Origin of the sequence: Sphingomonas sp. LC-1 (genome assembly GCF_025371035.1) — a bacterium.
GTDB classification, from domain to species: Bacteria; Pseudomonadota; Alphaproteobacteria; order Sphingomonadales; family Sphingomonadaceae; genus Sphingomonas; species Sphingomonas sanguinis_E.
In genome coordinates this window covers 37,919-54,467 of the sequence record NZ_JANZXB010000009.1, presented here as the reverse complement: position 1 = coordinate 54,467, position 16,549 = coordinate 37,919, and the positions used below count along the sequence as shown (strand labels likewise).

Here is a 16,549-nt window from a genome sequence, read left to right as displayed (position 1 = left end):
CATCGGATCCCCACCCGGGCGATATGGACTATGGAAATCTGGTCGCGGCAGGGTCGGCCCACCCCCGGCCGTCCTGCATCGTCACGCCTGGGCAATCGCCGCAGCCGTGATCATTGCCCTCATGCTATCGGATCATCGAACGCCTCCCGGTTCGGCGGGCCTTCTGACGCGATAATCTAAATTAACTTTTAATGGAAAAAAGCGGCCGGACCGCGAGGCCCCGCTCTAATCCGGCCGTCGCATCTCGAACCGCGCGGCTTCGGTCACCTCGAAATAATCCACCGGCCCGCCACCGCGCAGGATGGGGCGGGCACGGGCCGTCTGGTAGATGCCATTTTCGATCATCTCGGCGGCGATATGGATGCCCACCGCCTCGCCGATGACGAGCCACTGATCGAGTTCGCGCCCTTCCTTCGTCTCCAGCCGGATCAACTGGGTCAGGCGGCACTCGAACGACACCGGGCTGTCGGCGACGCGCGGGGCGGCGATCAGGCGACCGTCCTCCGCCGTCACGCCGGCCAGGGCGAATTCGTCGATCTCCGCGCCCACGGCGGCGGCGCTGGCGTTCATCGACTCCGCCAAGGCCATGGTGGCGAGGTTCCAGGTGAAGACCTTGGTCTCGGCGATATTGGCGACCGAATCCTTCCACCCCTGCGATGAAAAGCCGATCAGCGGCGGACGGTAGTTGAAGACGTTGAAAAAGCTGTAAGGTGCCAGATTGTTGACGCCCGCGACCGACCGGCTGCCGATCCAGCCAATGGGTCGGGGGGAGACGATCGCGTTCAAGGGATCATGCGCCAGTCCATGGCCGTTGACGGGTTCGTAGAAGTGCCAATCGTGGATCATGAATCGGGTCGCCGAAAAGGAGTGTGGATGGAAGCGCCAACGTCGCAAGAGCCTGAAAGACTCCGGAGCGTGTCGGTCGTCCGCCGTCACGGATTGGTGACGCGGCTGTGGCACTGGGTCAATGCGGTGGCGGTGCTGATCCTGCTGGGGTCGGGCCTGGGGATCTCCAATGCGCATCCCCGGCTCTATTGGGGTCGCTATGGCGCCAATTTCGATCCGGCCTGGTGGAGCCTGCCGCATTTCCCGAGCTGGCTCACGATTCCCGCGCGGTACAATCTGGCGATCTCGCGGCGCTGGCACCTGTTCTTCGCGCTGGTGCTGGGCTTCGGACTGCTCGCCTATATGATCGGCGGCCTGCTGACCCGGCATTTCCAGCGCGACCTGCGCATCCGGGCGCGCGAACTGGGGCCCGCGTCGCTCTGGACCGATCTGAAGCGGCATCTGGCCTTCCGCTTCCATGACGAGAAGGATCCGCGTGCCTATAACCTGTTCCAGAAGCTGAGTTATGCGATGGTGCTGTTCGTCGCCCTGCCGCTCGCCATCCTGACCGGGATCGCGCTGTCGCCGGGCATGAACGCCGCCTGGCCCTGGATGCTCGAAATATTGGGCGGGCGGCAGTCGGCGCGGTCGATCCACTTCATCACCGCCTGCGCGCTGGCGCTGTTCACCATCGTCCATCTGGTGCTCGTCATCCTGGCGGGCGCGGGAAACGAGGTGCGATCGATGATCACCGGCCGTTGGAGGATACCCGAATGATTCGGCGTCGGACCATCCTGACGGGCGGCGCGGGGCTGCTCCTCGCGGGCTGCGACAAGATCATCGAGCAGCCGACCGCGCGCAAAATCCTGTTCGCGGGCGAGGATATGCAGAAGGGGCTGCAACGCGCGCTGACGAACCGGGGGGCGCTGGCCCCCGAATATCGCCGCGACCAGATGTCGCCCTATTTCCGGACCAACGGCACGCGCCATCCGGGCACGCCCGAATATGGCGCGCTGCTGTCCAACCGTTTCGAAGATTGGCGGTTGAAGGTCGGCGGGCTGGTCGGCACCCCCCTTTCCCTCTCGCTTCGGCAGATCGGCGAATTCCCCGCACGCCGCCAGATCACCCGCCACGACTGTGTCGAGGGGTGGAGCGCGATTGGCGAGTGGATGGGTCCGATGCTGGGCAATATCCTGAAGGCCGCGAATATCAGCAGCCGGGCGCGCTATGTCGTCTTCACCTGCGCCGATCTCTATGGCGGCCAGCCCTATTACGAATCGCTCGATCTGATCGACGCCTTTCACCCGCAGACGATCCTGGCGTGGGGGATGAACGGGCGGATGCTGGATGTCGGCCACGGCGCCCCCCTGCGCCTGCGGGTGGAGCGGCAACTGGGGTACAAGCACGCCAAATACCTGATGCGGATCGATGCGGTCGAAACTCTGTCCAACATAGGTTTGGGCAAGGGCGGTTATTGGGAAGACCATGTCGATTATGACTGGTATGCCGGGATTTAAGGCACTAGTCGGTGCCATATGGCGCTGATCGATCTCTTTCTGTCGCGCGCGGTCCGCAAGGGCCGCCTGACCCTCACCCATCATGACGGCACGGTCCGCGAATTCGGTACGTCCGAACCGGGCTATCCCGATGTCGCGATCCGCTTCACCGATGCGCGGGTCGCCGGGCAGATCGTCCGCAACCCCGCGCTGGCGGCCGGCGAGTCCTTCATGGACGGCCGCCTGGTCGTCGAGAAGGGCGACGTCCGCGATCTGGTCGAACTGCTGACCGCCAACGACAAATGGGAAGCGGGCCGTGCCAATCTCAACCCGTCCCGGCTGGTGCGAGCGGCGGGCGCGATCAAGCATCGGATCGACCGGATCAACATGGAGCGCCGGTCGAAGAAGAACGTCGCCCATCACTACGACCTGTCGGGCACGCTGTACGAACTCTTCCTCGACACCGACAAGCAATATAGCTGCGCCTATTTCACCGACCCGGCCAATGATCTGGAGCGGGCACAGCGCGACAAGAAGGCGCATATCGCCGCCAAGCTGGCGATCGAGCCGGGGATGAAGGTGCTCGACATCGGCTGCGGCTGGGGGGGCATGGCGCTATATCTGCACCAGATGTGCGGGGCCGAAGTGCTGGGCGTCACCCTGTCCGAGGAGCAGTTGAAGGTCGCGCGGGCGCGGGCGGAGGCACTGGGCGTCGCCGACAAGGTGAAGTTCGAACTGATCGACTATCGCCGGGTGGAAGGACGGTTCGACCGCATCGTCTCGGTGGGCATGTTCGAGCATGTCGGGCCGCCGCAATATCGCACCTTCTTCCGCAAATGCCGCGACCTGTTGACCGAGGACGGCGTGATGCTGCTCCACACGATCGGGCGGTTGAGCGGGCCGGGCGTCACCGACGACTGGACGACCAAATATATCTTCCCCGGCGGCTACAACCCCGCTTTGTCGGAGATCGTCCGGGCGCAGGAAGGGCTGCGCATGTTCCTGACCGATGTCGAGGTGCTGCGCTGCCATTATGGCTGGACGCTCGACATCTGGTACGACCGGACGGTGGCGGCGAAGGACCGGATCGTCGCGCTCTATGACGAGCGCTTCTATCGCATGTGGCTGTTCTATCTCGCAGGCGCGGGTGCGGCGTTCCGCAATGGCGGGCTGTGCAACTATCAGGTGCAGCTGACGCGCGGGCGGATGTCGGTGCCGGTGACCCGCGACTATATGTACGAGGGCGAACGGGCGTTGCGGGACTGAGCCGACCATTCCTCCCCTTGCGGGGAGGAAAACATGGCATTCACGCCCGCAGGCGTCGAATATCCAGCACATCGACGCCCGCCAGCATCACCGGGCCGAAACGTCCCTCGACCTCGGCGACGATGCCCTCGGCGGTCGAGCGGATCCGCGTCCAGGGAAGTTCGCGCACCTCGATCCGGCGACCGCGCAGCTTGATCGCGGCGACCCGGCCATCGGCCGCCACCGCCAGCGCGCCCTGCCCGTCCGCACCGACCACCGCCCCCGCCACGGCAAAGCCCGACAGCGCGGCCTCGGCAGCGGCGGCCACCTCTTCGGGCGAGCCGACCCGGCGGTCGCGGCGGCGCAGGAGCAGCCAGCCGATCGCGACGATGCCCAGCACCACGCCGGCGCCTACGCCGCCCAGCGCCCATCCTGACAGCGCGCCGGTGATCGGCAGGGTCATCCCCGCGCGCCTGCCAGCGTTTCCAGCGTGGGACGCAGGCCGGACAGGTCATATCCCGCCCCTTCGGCCTGCATCACGATCAACTCGGGATTGCGTCCGGCCTTCGCCGCCGCCAGCGCCCACAAATTGCAGCTTCGCGTGCCCGACCGGCAATAAGCCAGCACCGGCCCCTTGGCCTCGACCAGCGCCTGGGTCATCTGGTCGACCATCTCGTGGCTGAAGCCGCCGGGGGTCACGGGAATGGCGGTATAGGCCAGCCCCTGATCCTCGGCCGCCGCGCGAATCGAATCGCCGGTCGGTTGGCCGGGCTCCTCATGGTCGGGGCGGTTGTTGACGATGGCCGAATAGCCCGCCGCCTTGATCGCGGCGACATCCTCTGGCCGGATCTGGGGGGCGACGGCGACGCTTTCATTGATTGGGCGGATCATGCCATTCACCTATTCAATGGGCCGTTTCACCGCAACCGGTGCAAGGCCCCATCGCGACGAAAAGACATGATCGGGGATGCCCCGCCACCGATGGCGCGGAACAACGGGCGCGGCGCCACGTCTGGCATGCAGCTAGTTTATCGTCGAGGATGCCCGCCCCATGCCGTTGATCGATCGCCGCCAGGGTCTTTGGGGTCTGGCCGCCCTGGGCGCGGCCACCGCGCTGCCGCTGGCCTGGCGTCGGGCGCAGGCGGCGGCCACCGGCCCCGCGACGTTGGCGGTGGTGGAAAAAGGGGCCGGGCGCGTCGCCTTCTACAGCCTGCCCGATGGCCGCCGCACCGGCACCGTCGCGCTGGGGCCGCAGCCGCACGAGATGGTGGCCGATCCGGCAGGTCGCTTCGCCTATGTCGGCGGCTATGGCGTGAAGGGCTGGCAGTTCGGCGGCGATGGCGGCCATCAGCTTTGGGTGATCGACCTGGCGAATCGCAAGCTGGCGCGCACCATCGACCTGTCGCCGCATCGCCGCTGGCACGGGATGCGGATGGACGCCCGGGGACGGCTCTACGCCCTGTCAGAGAGCGACAGCCTGCTTGCCCGGTTCGATCAGCCTGCCACCGCCGAAAGCCCCGACCGGATGATCCCGGTCGGCGGCGCGCGCAGCCATTATTTCGTGGTGAAGGGCGATGGCAGCCGCGCCTATATCGCCGACACGATGAGCGGCATGGTCATCATGGTGAACCCCGACGATGCCAGCTTCGCCCCCGTCAAGCAGCATATCGGCACCGCACCCGAAGGACTGGCGCTCAGCCCGGATGAACGGACGCTCTATGTCATCGATCGCCCGGCCGGGGTGCTCCACGCGCTCGACGCGATCACGCTCCAGCCGCGCGCCCGCACCACCCTTCGCGGCGAAGCGGTGCGGGTAATCGTCCAGCCCGATGGCCGCCTGATCGTGTCCAATAGCAAGGACAAGAGCCTGACCCGCCATTCCCCCGCGACCTTGGCCGAGGAGGCGCGACTGCCGCTGCCCGCCGCCGCGCCGGGTCTGAACCTGCCCGCCGGGGCCTCGACCATTTACGCGGCGCTGGAGGATGACCGGATCGCGATGATCGATCTGGCGACCTGGCGAATCACCGGCGGCTTTGCGACCGGCGACGCGCCCGACACGGCGGTTCTTCTGTAATGGCGACTGGGCTTTGCCTATCCTGCGCTTTACGGTAGCGATGCGGCGATGGCTGCCAAAATCTCCTGCGATGTCGCGATCATTGGCGCAGGCCTGGCCGGTGGCCTGATCGCGCTGGCGCTCAAGGCGCGCCACCCCTCGCTCGACGTCCGCCTCGTCGACGCGGGCGAGACGATCGGCGGCAACCATATCTGGTCGTTTTTCGGCAGCGACGTGACCAAGGACGATCGCTGGATCGTCGAGCGGCTCGTCGCCCATGGCTGGCGTGCTTATGACGTGGCCTTCCCGGCCCATTCGCGCACGCTCAACCAGACCTATTACTCGATCGAAAGCCACCGCCTCGACGCCGAGGTGCGACGCGTCCTGCCCCCGCAGGCGCTGATCCTGGGCCGCAAGGTGCTGGCCGTGTCGGCGACCGCCGCCGTCTTCGCCGATGGCGACCGGGTGGAGGCAACCGGGGTGATCGACGCGCGCGGTGCGGGCGACCTGTCCTCGCTGTCCTGCGGATGGCAGAAGTTCGTCGGCCAGGAACTCCGCCTGGACCGTCCGCATGGCAGCGAGCGGCCGGTGGTGATGGATGCGACCGTCAAGCAACTCGACGGCTATCGCTTCGTCTACACCCTGCCCTTTGCCGAGGATCGGATCTTCGTCGAGGATACCTATTACTCCACCTCGTCCGAGCTCAACCGCCGCGCCATCGTGCAGCGAATCGAACGCTATGCCGAGGCGCGCGACTGGCAGACCGCGGAGGTGGTGCGCGAGGAAGCGGGCGTGTTGCCGGTCGCGATGGGCGGCGATTTCGACGGTTACTGGCGCAGCGGCGGGGCCAAGACGCCCAAGGCCGGGATGCGCGCCGGTCTGTTCCACCCGACCACCGGCTATTCGCTGCCCGATGCGATCCGCATGGCGGCGATGCTGGCCCGGCGGCGCGATTTCGCCGGGCCCGACCTGCACGACGCGACCTATCGCATGGCGCGCGACGCCTGGGATGCGCGCGGCTTTTATCGTATGCTCGACACGATGTTGTTCAAGGCGGCAGAGCCCGATGAGCGATACCGCGTGCTCGAGCGTTTCTATCGACTTGCGCCCGACCTGATCGGGCGATTCTATGCGGGGCAATCCACCATGGCCGACAAGGCACGAATTTTGACCGGGCGACCGCCTGTGCCGATCCTGCGCGCCATTGCCGCGCTGCGAGGTCGGTCATGAAGAGCGCGGTCGTCATCGGATCGGGCTTTGGCGGGCTCGCCCTGGCCATCCGCCTGCAATCGGCGGGCGTGCAGACCACCATCGTCGAGGCGCGGGACAAGCCCGGCGGGCGTGCTTATTATTGGGAACGCGACGGCTTCACCTTCGATGCCGGCCCCACCGTCATCACCGATCCCGCCTGTCTGGAAGAGCTTTGGGGCCTGACCGGGCGCAGCATGTCGGAGGATGTGCAACTCGATCCAGTGACCCCCTTCTACCGGCTCAACTGGGTCGACGGGACCAATTTCGACTATAGCAACGACGATACCCAGCTCCGTTCCGAGATCGCCAAGCTGAACCCGGACGACATTGGGGGCTATGGCAAGTTCCTCGACTATGCGGCGGGGGTGTATCGGGAGGGTTACGAAAAGCTCGGCCATGTCGCGTTCCTCGACTTCGCGTCGATGATCAAGGCCGCGCCGTCGCTGATGAAGTATCAGGCGTGGAATTCGGTCTACGCCATGGTCTCCAAATTCGTGCAGTCGGAAAAGCTGCGCCAGGCGCTGTCCTTCCACACCCTGCTCGTCGGCGGCAATCCGATGACGACCAGCGCGATCTATGCGCTGATCCACAAGCTGGAGCGTGACGGCGGCGTCTGGTTCGCGCGCGGCGGCACCAACCGGCTGGTCGCCGGGATGGTCGCGCAGTTCGAGCGGATCGGCGGCGTGCTGCGCTTGGGCGATCCGGTCACCCGGATCGAGACGCTGGGCGACCGCGCGACCGGCGTGGTGACGAAGAGCGGCCTGACCATCCAGGCGGATGCGGTGGCGACCAATGCCGACATCATGCACAGCTATCGCGATCTGCTGGCCGACAATCGCTCGGCCCGCCGGACGGTCAATGCGCTGGAGCGCAAGCGCTATTCGCCCTCTCTGTTCGTCGTTCATTTCGGGATCAAGGGCGCATGGCCGGGCATCCCGCATCACATGATCCTGTTCGGTCCGCGCTATAAGGGCCTGCTGACCGACATCTACGATACCGGCGTGCTGTCCGAGGATTTCTCGCTCTATCTCCACCACCCGACCGTCACCGATCCCAGCCTGGCGCCCGAGGGGCATTCGACCTTCTATGCGCTGGCCCCCGTGCCGCACATGGGCAAGTTCCCGATGAACTGGGACGAGGTCGGGCCGATCCTGGAAAAGCGCATCCTGGATGAAGTGGGTCGCCGCCTGATCCCCGACATCCACGAACGGATCGTGACCAAATTCCATTATGCGCCATCGGACTTCGCCACCGACCTGAACGCGCATATGGGCTCGGCCTTCTCGCTCGAGCCGATCCTGACCCAGAGCGCCTATTTCCGGGTCCACAATCGCGACGATTCGATCCCGAACCTGTATTTCGTCGGCGCAGGGACCCATCCGGGCGCAGGGATTCCCGGCGTAGTCGGAAGCGCCAAGGCGACGGCGGCGCTGATGCTGGAGCGGAAGTAACCCGCCTCCGTTCAGCCTGAGCATAGTCGAAGGCCATGGGATGACTCGGCAGGGCACTCATGGGTGAGCGCAGCGCGTAGCCTTCGACTTCGCTCGGGTTGAATGGAGGGCGGGCAATCCGGCCCCTATTTAGCCTTTTCGCTAATTAGTCTTTATGCTAAACACCGGTTATGGACCCGGTGTTCGAAGCCCTTGCCCATCCCACGCGCCGCCGCATCCTGGAGATGCTGCGTGGCGGGGGTATGTCCGCCGGTGCGATCGCCGATGCCTTCAACGTGTCCCGCCCCACCATGTCGGCGCATTTCGCCAAGCTGAAGGCCGCCGGCCTGATCCAGGCGGAGCAGCAGGGGACAAGCATATTCTACACGCTCAACCTGTCGATGCTGGAGCAGGTGTTGATGGGTTTCATGACCCGGCTGGGCGTGGGCGAAGACGATAGCAAGGGAGCGAAATCATGTCCTTCCGTCCGTTGATCGTCGCGTCCGCCATGGTGGCGGGGGGCATGGCGGCGGTGTCCGCGCTGGCGCTGACGCAGGTCGCGCCGGGCACGTTGCTGCCGACACACTGGAACGCCGCCGGGCAGGCCGATCGCTTCACCGAGCCGGGCTATGCGCTGTTCCTGCCGGTGGTGCTGGTCATCATCCTGTCCGCAGTCATGGCCAGCCTGCCCCGGATCGAGCCACTGCAACGCGATCTCGAGGGTAGTGCAACGCTGCTCCGTACCGTCTGGGCGGGATTGCTGGCCCTGTTCATCGGGGTCGAGGCGATGGTTGCGGGCCCCGTGCTGGGCTGGGCGCCGTCCCCCACCCTGATTCCGATCGCGCTGGGCCTGTTCCTGATCGCGGTCGGCAATATGCTGCCCAAGTCGCGGCCTGGCTTCTTCGTCGGCATCCGTACGCCCTGGACGATCATCGACACCGACACCTGGATCGCAACCCACCGCCTGGGCGGATGGTTGTTCGCGGTGGCGGGTGCGGTCGTCGCCCTGAGCGCCTTGCTGCCGATCGGTGACGATAGCAAGACGCGGCTCGCGCTGACGGCGCTGCTCGGGGCCACACTGGTCCCGATCGTCTTTTCCTATGTCCATTGGCGCATGAGACGCCCGCACTAATCCGATGGTGGGCGGCGATGACGGCCCACCTGCTGCCCGCCCATCAGGATGAAGGGAAAGATTTGCGAAGCCGAGGCCTTGTGCGGGTGCTCGTCCGATCCGGCCTTTATTGCGCCACGATCCGCAGCAATGTTGCCGATACGCAACATGACGGGAGAAAGTGTTCGTGGCCATTGACTTTTCCAAGATTGCCATTCTTTCACTCACGACCTTCGGAGTCGCGGCGTCCTCGCCCCCTCAGGAGCGGGTTGTCGCGCCGGATGGGCTGGAACCGATCACGATCAACGGCGTCACGCGCATCGTCCGCATCGATCCGGGCGTTCCGGCCATGCCCCTCATCACCCAGGAATTCGCCGAAGCGGCGGGTATGAAAGCGGGCATGATCGGCGTCGGCTATGGCGTGGGACCCAAGCTGATCGCAGGTCGCACCGCCGTGGCACGGGTCACGTTCGGCTCGGAAAAGCCACAGAAGCGGCGGATCGGTTTTACCCCACAGCCCTTCGCCACGGGCGTTGCGGGAGTCTTCGGGCCGGGCAGTCTTCCCGAACCCGTTATCCGCTTCCGTCTGCGCGAACCGGTCGCCGGGGAACGCACGATCGCCTTTCCCATGGTCGACCAAGGCGATTTGTTCGGCGGCTGGGCCGAGCGGTTCGCAACCATCATGGTAGAGGGAGAGCCGCTGCGCATCCGCTTCGATCCGCACCATCCCTACACCCTGGCCAATGCGGGCGCGGCAGTGCGGCTGGCCCGCGCCTATGGCGGCACTTTGACCGGGTCGACCCGCACGACCGAGATCGCCTTCGGCGTCGAGCGCCCGATCCGCACCATGACGCTGGCGACCCCGCTGATCGTCGGGCCGCTCACCATAGGATCATTGGGCGTGCGGACCACGGACAATGGCAAGACGGATAGCATCGCCGACGCCGACAAAGCCGTCGACCCCAATGAGGTGGTGGTAACCGGCAAGGGCAAGCACGACATCAAGCGCGACCGCCTGTCGATCGGCGCGGACCGGCTCGACCGCTGCTCGTCGATCGTGTTCGACAAGCCCGCGCATCAGATACGGCTTAGCTGCCGCTGACATCGCCTAGGCGAGCAGCGCGTCCTCTTCCTCGGCCGATTCCACCTCGGCGGCCTGGCGGGCCCACATCTCGGCATAGAGGCCCCCCGAGGCCAGCAATTCGCCATGGGTCCCCCGCTCCGCCACCCGGCCGCCGTCGAGAACGACGATCTGGTCGGCATGGACGATGGTCGACAGCCGGTGCGCGATGACCAGGGTCGTGCGCCCGCGCTCGATCGCTTGGAGCGTGGCAAGAATATCCGCCTCGGTCCGGCTGTCGAGCGCGCTGGTCGCCTCGTCGAGGATCAGGATTGGCGGATCTTTCAGCAGCGTGCGCGCGATCGCCACGCGCTGCTTCTCGCCGCCCGACAGCTTCAACCCGCGCTCGCCGACGCGGGTGGCATAACCCTGTGGCTGGCGTTCGATGAAGTCGGCGATGGCGGCACCCTTGGCGGCCTGCTCCACCTCGGCCTGGTCGGCGCCTTCGCGGCCATAGCCGATATTATAGCCGATCGTGTCGTTGAACAGCACCGTGTCCTGCGGGACGATTCCGATCGCGGCCCGTAAGCTATCCTGCGTCACCTGCGCCACCGCCTGTCCATCGATGGTGATCGCGCCCTGGTTCACATCGTAGAAGCGGTAGAGCAATCGCGCGAGCGTCGACTTGCCCGCCCCCGATGGCCCGACGACCGCGCACGTCGTCCCGGCCGGAATGTCGAGGGTCAAGCCCTTCAGGATCTGGCGATCGGGCTCATAGCCGAAGACGACCTGGTCGAAGCAGACATGCCCGCCCGTGACGGCCAGCGGCGTCGCGCCGGGGGCGTCGACCACCTCGGCGGGGGTGTCGATCAGGTCGAACATCGCCCCCATGTCGATCACCCCCTGCCGGATGGTGCGATAGACCATCCCGAGCAGGTCGAGCGGCCGGAAAAGCTGCGACAACAGGGTAGAGACGAACACCACGTCGCCCGCCGACGCGGCACCCCGGCTCCACTCGCGCACGACCCAGGCCATGGCAAAGCCCAGCATCAGGCTGGTGATCGCCGCCTGCCCCACGTTCAGCCAGGCGAGCGAGTTTTCCGACTTGGTCGCCGCGCGCGCATAGGCGGCGACGCCATTCTCGTACCGCTTCGCCTCGCGCTCCTCGGCGTTGAAATATTTCACCGTCTCGAAGTTAAGCAGCGAGTCGACGGCATGGGCGACCGCGCCGGTGTCGAGATCGTTCATCTTCGTGCGCAAAGCGTTGCGCCAGTCGGTTACCTTGCGGGTGAAGACGATGTACAGGACCACCATCGCCAGCGTGGTGACGACCAGCACCGGCCCGAAACTCTTTCCGAAGATCGTCAGGACCAGCGCCAATTCCAGCACCGTCGGGGCGATGTTGAACAGCAGGAAGTAGAGCATGGTGTCGATGCTCTTGGTCCCGCGCTCGACCACCTTGGTCACCGCGCCGGTGCGCCGCTCCAGATGGAAGCGCAGCGACAGCCGGTGGAGATGCCGGAACACATCGGCGGACAGCCGCCGGGTCGCGTCCTGCCCGACCATCTCGAACACCGCATTGCGCAGATTGTCGAACAGCGTCGTTCCGAACCGCGCCGCCGCATAGCCGATGACCAGCAGGACGATCAGCATCGCCGCGCCGCGATCGCCCCCCGCCATCCGGTCGACGGCATATTTCAGCGTATACGCCGCGCCCAGCACCTGGAGGAGCTTGGACACCACGACCAACGCCATCGCCGCCACGATCCGCGCGCGCAGAGCAGGCGCTCCGGCGGGCCAGAGATAGGGCAGGAAACGGCGAAGCGTCGGGATCAGAGGCCGGTCAGGCGTACCGGCGGTGGGGTCGAGTGGCGGCATGTCGTCCCCATGTCGGCGGAACGGGGGCGAAGTTCAATGGTGCACCCGTCATCCCGGCGCAGGCCGGGATCTCCGTCGACCGATCATCCCATGTCGAAAGAGGCCCCGGCCTGCGCCGGGGCGACGGGTGTGACGGCTTATTTCAAGCCTTTCACATAGTCCGCGCCATGCTTCACATCGGCCGTAGAGCCCTTCAGCGTGTCGCCGATCGGCTCGGCACGGCCGCCCAGGCAGGGGGCGAGGAAATTCTCGGCCACCGCGTTGAAGGCGATGTTGTTGGCGGGCCGGGCAAAGCCATGGCCTTCGTCGGGGAAGACGACATAGGTGACGGGGATGTTCTTCGCCGCCATGGCCGCGACGATCTGGTCGCTTTCCGCCACATTGACGCGCGGGTCGTTCGCGCCCTGCCCGATCAGCAGCGGCTTTTTGATCCGATCGACAAAGGTCAGCGGCGAGCGTTCCTTCAGCAGCGCGCGGCCCTCCTCGGTCGTGGGGTCGCCCATCCGCTTGTAGAATTGCTGCTTGCCCGCTTCCCAATAAGGCGGGATCGTCTTGAGCAGGGTGAACAGGTTCGACGGACCGACGATATCGACCCCGCACGCGAATTTCTCCGGCGTAAAGGTCAGGCCCGCCAGCGTCGCATAGCCGCCATAGGAGCCGCCCATGATCGCCACCCTGTCGGGCGTGGTGACGCCCTGCTTGACCGCCCAGTCGACCGCGTCGATCAGGTCGTCATGCATCTTGCGGCCCCATTGCAGGTCGCCCGCCGAGATGAAGTTCTTACCAAAGCCGGTCGAGCCGCGGTAATTGACCGACAGCACCGCATAGCCGCGATTGGCGAGCCACTGGTGATAGCCGTTATAGCCGTAACCATCGCGCGCCCAGGGGCCGCCATGGACGAACAACACCATCGGCACCGGCCCGGTCACGCCCTTGGGCTTGGTCAGGTACGACACCAGCGTCAGCCCGTCGCGCGCCGGGATTTCCACCGCCTCCATCGGCACCAACGGCGCATCGGCCAGTTCGGGGCGGCTGACATAAAGCTGAGTCAGCGTCTTGCCCTTGCGATCGTACAGCCAGGTCGAGGCGGGCGCGGTCACGGGATCGAAGGTGACGATCCACTTGTCATCGGCATCGGTGCGCGACCCGATCGAAAACTCGCCCTTATTCTGCGCCTTCAGAAAGGCGAGGTCGGCCTTCACCGCGTCGCCGACCGGCACATAGTCGCGCTTGAGGTAATTGACCGAATAGGCCTCGACCCGACCGGTCTTCGGATTGAACAGCCCGCCGCCGACATCGGCCTTGGGGCTTTCGCCGATCACGGCCATCTTGCCGCTGCCCATGTCCTGCGCCATCAGCGCGGCGGTGTTCCGGCCGCGGCTGTCCATCCAGTAGAGCGTCTTGCCATCCACCGTGAAGCCCAGCGGCGAAGTGGTCAGCGAATCGTCCAGCCCGAACTGCACGACCGGCGTCGCCTCGACGGTGGTGCCATTGACCCTGTAATAGTCGGAACCGCCATCGGGGCGTGCCTTGGCCGCCATGCGCAGGTGCAGCTGGTCGTCGGCCAGGAACCCGGCATAGCCGTCATTCTGCATCACCTTGGTCAGCGCGCCGCTGGTCAGGTTCAGCTCGTACACGTCATGCCAGCGCGGATCGCGATTGTTGACGCCGACCAGGATACGGTCCTTGATCGTCTCGCTGGTGCCGACGATCTGGACGCGCGTCTTCTCGAACGGGGTCAGCGCCTTTTGCTCGCCGGTCGCGACATTGACGCCGTAGAGCAGGAAATTTTCGTCGCCGCCCTTGTCGTTGACGAACAGGATCGACTTGGAGTCGGGCGACCAGAAGGCCTGGCGGATCGGCCGCGCCTTCTCGTCGGTCAGCGGCTTGGCCTGGTCGGGCGTGGCGATCGGCGCGACCCAGACGTTGAGCACCCCGTCGCGCGGCGCGATGAAGCTGATCCACTTGCCATCGGGCGAAAGTTGCCCGCCGATCTTGGTCGGATTGCCGAACAACTTGGTCCGTTCGATCAGCGGCACGTCCGCCGCCATTGCCGACTGCGCCACCATCATCGCCGCTCCTGCCGCCAATAAAGCCTTCAACACCATCTCATGCTCCCACCCACGGACTGTATTGGTCGAGCATGACAGCGCCACCAAGCCCCGGCAAGCGCAAAATCGGAACAACTTGGCGCACCCCCGCGTTTTCAAAATCGAGTGGAGGCGGTCGAATGGAACCGATTTTCTATGTGATGGCAATCCTGGGCTGCGGCGATGGCAGCATCGATTGCACCGAGGCCCGCATGGTCCCCGCACGATATGAAACCATGGCGCAGTGCCGCGCCGACCTGGCCAACCGGATCGCCGCCAATACCGATGTTCCCTTCCCGGTCATCGGCGCGGATTGCCGTCGCATGGGCGCGCAAACGGCGAAGGCCGAGCGCAAGCCGTCGCGGGGCTGAGCCATATATCCCTTTTCCCCGTTCGCCAGAGCGAAGCCGAAGACAATGGATCAACCCCACTAAACAGCTTGGTTGCCTTCGTCCCTTACCATTCGCCCGAACTGAACGGGAGCAAGGACGATTAACGCGGTCGCGTCCATAGCGTCGGGTCGCGCGGCGTGATCGTCATCCGGGCCCGCCGCGCAGCCTGCATGCTTGCCGCCACCATGAAACGCAGCTTTTCGGTCTTGCTGGTCCCAACGCGGTTGTCCCAGGCCCGCCGGCCACGCCGCGCCACCTTGCGCCCGATCGCGCCATAGATCGCCGCCGCCGACAGGACCGCCCAGGCCGACCGATAGGACAAAGCGGGCGTGCCCATCCGCGCGCTCGCCTCGAACCGGGCCGCCTGGTCGGTCAGGCGGCGGGCCAATGCGCTCAGGCCCGGTCGGTGCGACGGCGCCATGATCGCGTCGGGCGAGATACTCTTATAGGCAAGCCATTCACGCGGCAGATAATGCCGTCCCGCCCCCGCATCCTCGGCGATGTCGCGCGCGATATTGGCGAGCTGAAACGCCATCCCCAGGTCGCAGGCACGGTCGAGCACCGCCTCGTCATCGGGTGCCACGCCCATCGTCACCGCCATCATGCAGCCGACGACGCCCGCGACATGATAGCAGTAACGGTAGAGATCCTCCTCGGTCTCGGGCCGCCAATCCTCGGCATCCAGCGCGAACCCCGCGATCAGGTCGCGTGGCCAGCGATGCGGCATCCCCGTTTCCGCCGCGACGACCCGCAGCGCATCGAAGGCGGGATCGCCGACGACCTGCCCTGCCAGCGCCGCCTCGGTCTTCTCGGTCAGCTCCGCCAGCCGGGCGGGTGCATCGGCGACGCGGGTCATGCCATGGCCATGGTCCTGCCCATCGGCGATGTCGTCGCACCGGCGGCACCAAGCATAGAGCAGCCAGGCGCGCTCGCGCGTGTCGGGATCGAACAACAGGCTGGCCGCCGCGAAGCTCTTAGACCCACGCGCGATCGAGGCCTTGGCCGCCGCCACCAGCGCCGCCCGCTCGGTCGGGGCGGCGGGCTGGCTCACAGGTCGCCCGCGTTCATGCGCACGATCGGCTGGGTCGGGACATGCGCCGCCATCCGGTCGAGCAGCCCGTCGAGCGTATCGTCGACGATCAGCAAGTCGCGGTGCTGCGGCCGCAGGAACCCGACCTCGCCCATCTTGTCCCAGAAGGCGACGAGATGATCGTAGTAGCCGCCGGTGTTGAGCAGTCCGACCGGATCGGCATGATAGCCGAGCTGCGCCCAGCTCAGTGCCTCCCACAGCTCGTCCATCGTGCCGGTGCCGCCCGCGATGGTGATGAAGCCGTCGGACAGGTCGGTGAACGCCTTTTTGCGCTCGTGCATGCCGGGCACGACGTGCAGCTCGGTCAGGCCGCGATGCGCGACCTCGGCATCGACCAGCGCCTGCGGGATGATGCCGATCACCTCGCCCCCGGCCGCCAGCGCCGCATCGGCGACCGCGCCCATCAGGCCCAGCCGTCCGCCGCCATAGACGACGCCGATCCCCCGCTCCGCCAGCCCGCGCCCGACGCTCCGCGCCGTTTCGATATAGAGGGGGTCGCTGGGGGTCGCCGACCCGCAATAAATGGCCAATCGCTTCATGGTGATGAGCGCTAGGCGATGGGGCGGGACGGAGCAAGCGGGTTACGGCGAACCGCCTGCCGCTGCCCGCCGGGCACCGTCGGCGCATG

General features: G+C 66.1%; 18 protein-coding genes. 10 read left to right on the top strand and 8 right to left on the bottom strand.

What is annotated here, in order from left to right:
• Positions 1-225: 225 nt before the first annotated feature.
• Positions 226-846 (bottom strand): flavin reductase family protein, encoded by a 621-nt coding sequence (locus NZL82_RS13420; RefSeq protein WP_261270260.1) that lies wholly within the window; start codon positions 844-846, stop codon positions 226-228.
• 27 nt (positions 847-873) lie between these two features.
• Between NZL82_RS13420 and NZL82_RS13415 the strand changes: the two genes are divergently transcribed.
• From NZL82_RS13415 to NZL82_RS13405, 3 genes are read left to right on the top strand one after another with little or no spacing between them, the layout of a single operon-like run.
• Positions 874-1,602, top strand: coding sequence for a cytochrome b/b6 domain-containing protein (locus NZL82_RS13415; protein WP_261270259.1), 729 nt, complete (start codon positions 874-876; stop codon positions 1,600-1,602).
• Positions 1,599-2,342 carry a molybdopterin-dependent oxidoreductase gene (locus NZL82_RS13410; RefSeq protein WP_261270258.1) on the top strand — a complete coding sequence of 248 codons (744 nt, stop codon included), beginning with the start codon at positions 1,599-1,601 and terminating at the stop codon, positions 2,340-2,342. Before NZL82_RS13415 ends, NZL82_RS13410 begins: the two co-directional genes overlap by 4 nt.
• An 18-nt stretch (positions 2,343-2,360) precedes the next feature.
• Positions 2,361-3,587 carry a cyclopropane-fatty-acyl-phospholipid synthase family protein gene (locus tag NZL82_RS13405; protein ID WP_261270257.1) on the top strand — a complete coding sequence of 409 codons (1,227 nt, stop codon included), beginning with the start codon at positions 2,361-2,363 and terminating at the stop codon, positions 3,585-3,587.
• Positions 3,588-3,627: 40 nt separating this feature from the next.
• Here NZL82_RS13405 and NZL82_RS13400 read toward each other — a convergent pair whose 3' ends face one another.
• Positions 3,628-4,029 (bottom strand): hypothetical protein, encoded by a 402-nt coding sequence (locus NZL82_RS13400; RefSeq protein WP_261270256.1) that lies wholly within the window; start codon positions 4,027-4,029, stop codon positions 3,628-3,630.
• A complete protein-coding gene (locus NZL82_RS13395) occupies positions 4,026-4,457 on the bottom strand; it encodes a TIGR01244 family sulfur transferase (protein WP_261270255.1) in 432 nt (143 codons plus the stop codon). Before NZL82_RS13395 ends, NZL82_RS13400 begins: the two co-directional genes overlap by 4 nt.
• A 160-nt stretch (positions 4,458-4,617) precedes the next feature.
• Between NZL82_RS13395 and NZL82_RS13390 the strand changes: the two genes are divergently transcribed.
• The 5 genes from NZL82_RS13390 to NZL82_RS13370 all read left to right on the top strand — a co-directional run bounded on the left by NZL82_RS13390 (position 4,618) and on the right by NZL82_RS13370 (position 9,432).
• Positions 4,618-5,640, top strand: a complete 1,023-nt coding sequence (locus tag NZL82_RS13390) for a YncE family protein (protein ID WP_261270254.1) — start codon at positions 4,618-4,620, stop codon at positions 5,638-5,640.
• 48 nt (positions 5,641-5,688) lie between these two features.
• Positions 5,689-6,849 carry a lycopene beta-cyclase CrtY gene (crtY, locus tag NZL82_RS13385; RefSeq protein WP_261270253.1) on the top strand — a complete coding sequence of 387 codons (1,161 nt, stop codon included), beginning with the start codon at positions 5,689-5,691 and terminating at the stop codon, positions 6,847-6,849.
• Positions 6,846-8,321: a phytoene desaturase gene (locus NZL82_RS13380; RefSeq protein WP_261270252.1), complete on the top strand. Its 1,476-nt coding sequence runs from the start codon at positions 6,846-6,848 to the stop codon at positions 8,319-8,321. The genes crtY and NZL82_RS13380 overlap by 4 nt, the downstream gene beginning before the upstream one ends.
• 170 nt (positions 8,322-8,491) lie before the next feature.
• Positions 8,492-8,794: a metalloregulator ArsR/SmtB family transcription factor gene (locus NZL82_RS13375; protein WP_261270251.1), complete on the top strand. Its 303-nt coding sequence runs from the start codon at positions 8,492-8,494 to the stop codon at positions 8,792-8,794.
• Positions 8,776-9,432, top strand: coding sequence for an SdpI family protein (locus tag NZL82_RS13370; RefSeq protein WP_261270250.1), 657 nt, complete (start codon positions 8,776-8,778; stop codon positions 9,430-9,432). The genes NZL82_RS13375 and NZL82_RS13370 overlap by 19 nt, the downstream gene beginning before the upstream one ends.
• Here NZL82_RS13370 and NZL82_RS13365 read toward each other — a convergent pair.
• Positions 9,429-9,581 carry a hypothetical protein gene (locus NZL82_RS13365; RefSeq protein ID WP_261270249.1) on the bottom strand — a complete coding sequence of 51 codons (153 nt, stop codon included), beginning with the start codon at positions 9,579-9,581 and terminating at the stop codon, positions 9,429-9,431. The genes NZL82_RS13370 and NZL82_RS13365 overlap by 4 nt on opposite strands.
• A gap of 17 nt (positions 9,582-9,598) precedes the next feature.
• Here NZL82_RS13365 and NZL82_RS13360 point away from each other — a divergent pair, with 17 nt between their 5' ends.
• Entirely contained in the window at positions 9,599-10,513 is a 915-nt protein-coding gene (locus NZL82_RS13360) for a hypothetical protein (protein ID WP_261270248.1), read from the top strand.
• Between the two features lie 6 nt (positions 10,514-10,519).
• Here NZL82_RS13360 and NZL82_RS13355 read toward each other — a convergent pair whose 3' ends face one another.
• A complete protein-coding gene (locus NZL82_RS13355) occupies positions 10,520-12,349 on the bottom strand; it encodes an ABC transporter ATP-binding protein/permease (RefSeq protein WP_261270247.1) in 1,830 nt (609 codons plus the stop codon).
• 137 nt (positions 12,350-12,486) lie between these two features.
• Entirely contained in the window at positions 12,487-14,457 is a 1,971-nt protein-coding gene (locus tag NZL82_RS13350; protein ID WP_261270246.1) for a S9 family peptidase, read from the bottom strand.
• 122 nt (positions 14,458-14,579) lie between these two features.
• Between NZL82_RS13350 and NZL82_RS13345 the strand changes: the two genes are divergently transcribed.
• Positions 14,580-14,810 (top strand): hypothetical protein, encoded by a 231-nt coding sequence (locus NZL82_RS13345; protein WP_261270245.1) that lies wholly within the window; start codon positions 14,580-14,582, stop codon positions 14,808-14,810.
• 121 nt (positions 14,811-14,931) lie between these two features.
• Here NZL82_RS13345 and NZL82_RS13340 read toward each other — a convergent pair whose 3' ends face one another.
• Both NZL82_RS13340 and NZL82_RS13335 read right to left on the bottom strand, forming a co-directional pair.
• Positions 14,932-15,882 carry a phytoene/squalene synthase family protein gene (locus NZL82_RS13340; RefSeq protein WP_261270244.1) on the bottom strand — a complete coding sequence of 317 codons (951 nt, stop codon included), beginning with the start codon at positions 15,880-15,882 and terminating at the stop codon, positions 14,932-14,934.
• Positions 15,879-16,460: a TIGR00730 family Rossman fold protein gene (locus NZL82_RS13335; RefSeq protein WP_261270243.1), complete on the bottom strand. Its 582-nt coding sequence runs from the start codon at positions 16,458-16,460 to the stop codon at positions 15,879-15,881. The genes NZL82_RS13340 and NZL82_RS13335 overlap by 4 nt, the downstream gene beginning before the upstream one ends.
• Positions 16,461-16,549 lie beyond the last annotated feature (89 nt).

Excerpts from the sequence above, each read along its gene's own strand:
- NZL82_RS13420 (WP_261270260.1), bottom strand. The coding sequence starts at position 846 with ATGATCCACGATTGGCACTTCTACGAACCCGTCAACGGCCATGGACTG.
- NZL82_RS13415 (WP_261270259.1), top strand. The coding sequence starts at position 874 with ATGGAAGCGCCAACGTCGCAAGAGCCTGAAAGACTCCGGAGCGTGTCG.
- NZL82_RS13410 (WP_261270258.1), top strand. The coding sequence starts at position 1,599 with ATGATTCGGCGTCGGACCATCCTGACGGGCGGCGCGGGGCTGCTCCTC.
- NZL82_RS13405 (WP_261270257.1), top strand. The coding sequence starts at position 2,361 with ATGGCGCTGATCGATCTCTTTCTGTCGCGCGCGGTCCGCAAGGGCCGC.
- NZL82_RS13400 (WP_261270256.1), bottom strand. The coding sequence starts at position 4,029 with ATGACCCTGCCGATCACCGGCGCGCTGTCAGGATGGGCGCTGGGCGGC.
- NZL82_RS13395 (WP_261270255.1), bottom strand. The coding sequence starts at position 4,457 with ATGATCCGCCCAATCAATGAAAGCGTCGCCGTCGCCCCCCAGATCCGG.
- NZL82_RS13390 (WP_261270254.1), top strand. The coding sequence starts at position 4,618 with ATGCCGTTGATCGATCGCCGCCAGGGTCTTTGGGGTCTGGCCGCCCTG.
- crtY (WP_261270253.1), top strand. The coding sequence starts at position 5,689 with ATGGCTGCCAAAATCTCCTGCGATGTCGCGATCATTGGCGCAGGCCTG.
- NZL82_RS13380 (WP_261270252.1), top strand. The coding sequence starts at position 6,846 with ATGAAGAGCGCGGTCGTCATCGGATCGGGCTTTGGCGGGCTCGCCCTG.
- NZL82_RS13375 (WP_261270251.1), top strand. The coding sequence starts at position 8,492 with ATGGACCCGGTGTTCGAAGCCCTTGCCCATCCCACGCGCCGCCGCATC.
- NZL82_RS13370 (WP_261270250.1), top strand. The coding sequence starts at position 8,776 with ATGTCCTTCCGTCCGTTGATCGTCGCGTCCGCCATGGTGGCGGGGGGC.
- NZL82_RS13365 (WP_261270249.1), bottom strand. The coding sequence starts at position 9,581 with ATGTTGCGTATCGGCAACATTGCTGCGGATCGTGGCGCAATAAAGGCC.
- NZL82_RS13355 (WP_261270247.1), bottom strand. The coding sequence starts at position 12,349 with ATGCCGCCACTCGACCCCACCGCCGGTACGCCTGACCGGCCTCTGATC.
- NZL82_RS13350 (WP_261270246.1), bottom strand. The coding sequence starts at position 14,457 with ATGGTGTTGAAGGCTTTATTGGCGGCAGGAGCGGCGATGATGGTGGCG.
- NZL82_RS13345 (WP_261270245.1), top strand. The coding sequence starts at position 14,580 with ATGGAACCGATTTTCTATGTGATGGCAATCCTGGGCTGCGGCGATGGC.
- NZL82_RS13335 (WP_261270243.1), bottom strand. The coding sequence starts at position 16,460 with ATGAAGCGATTGGCCATTTATTGCGGGTCGGCGACCCCCAGCGACCCC.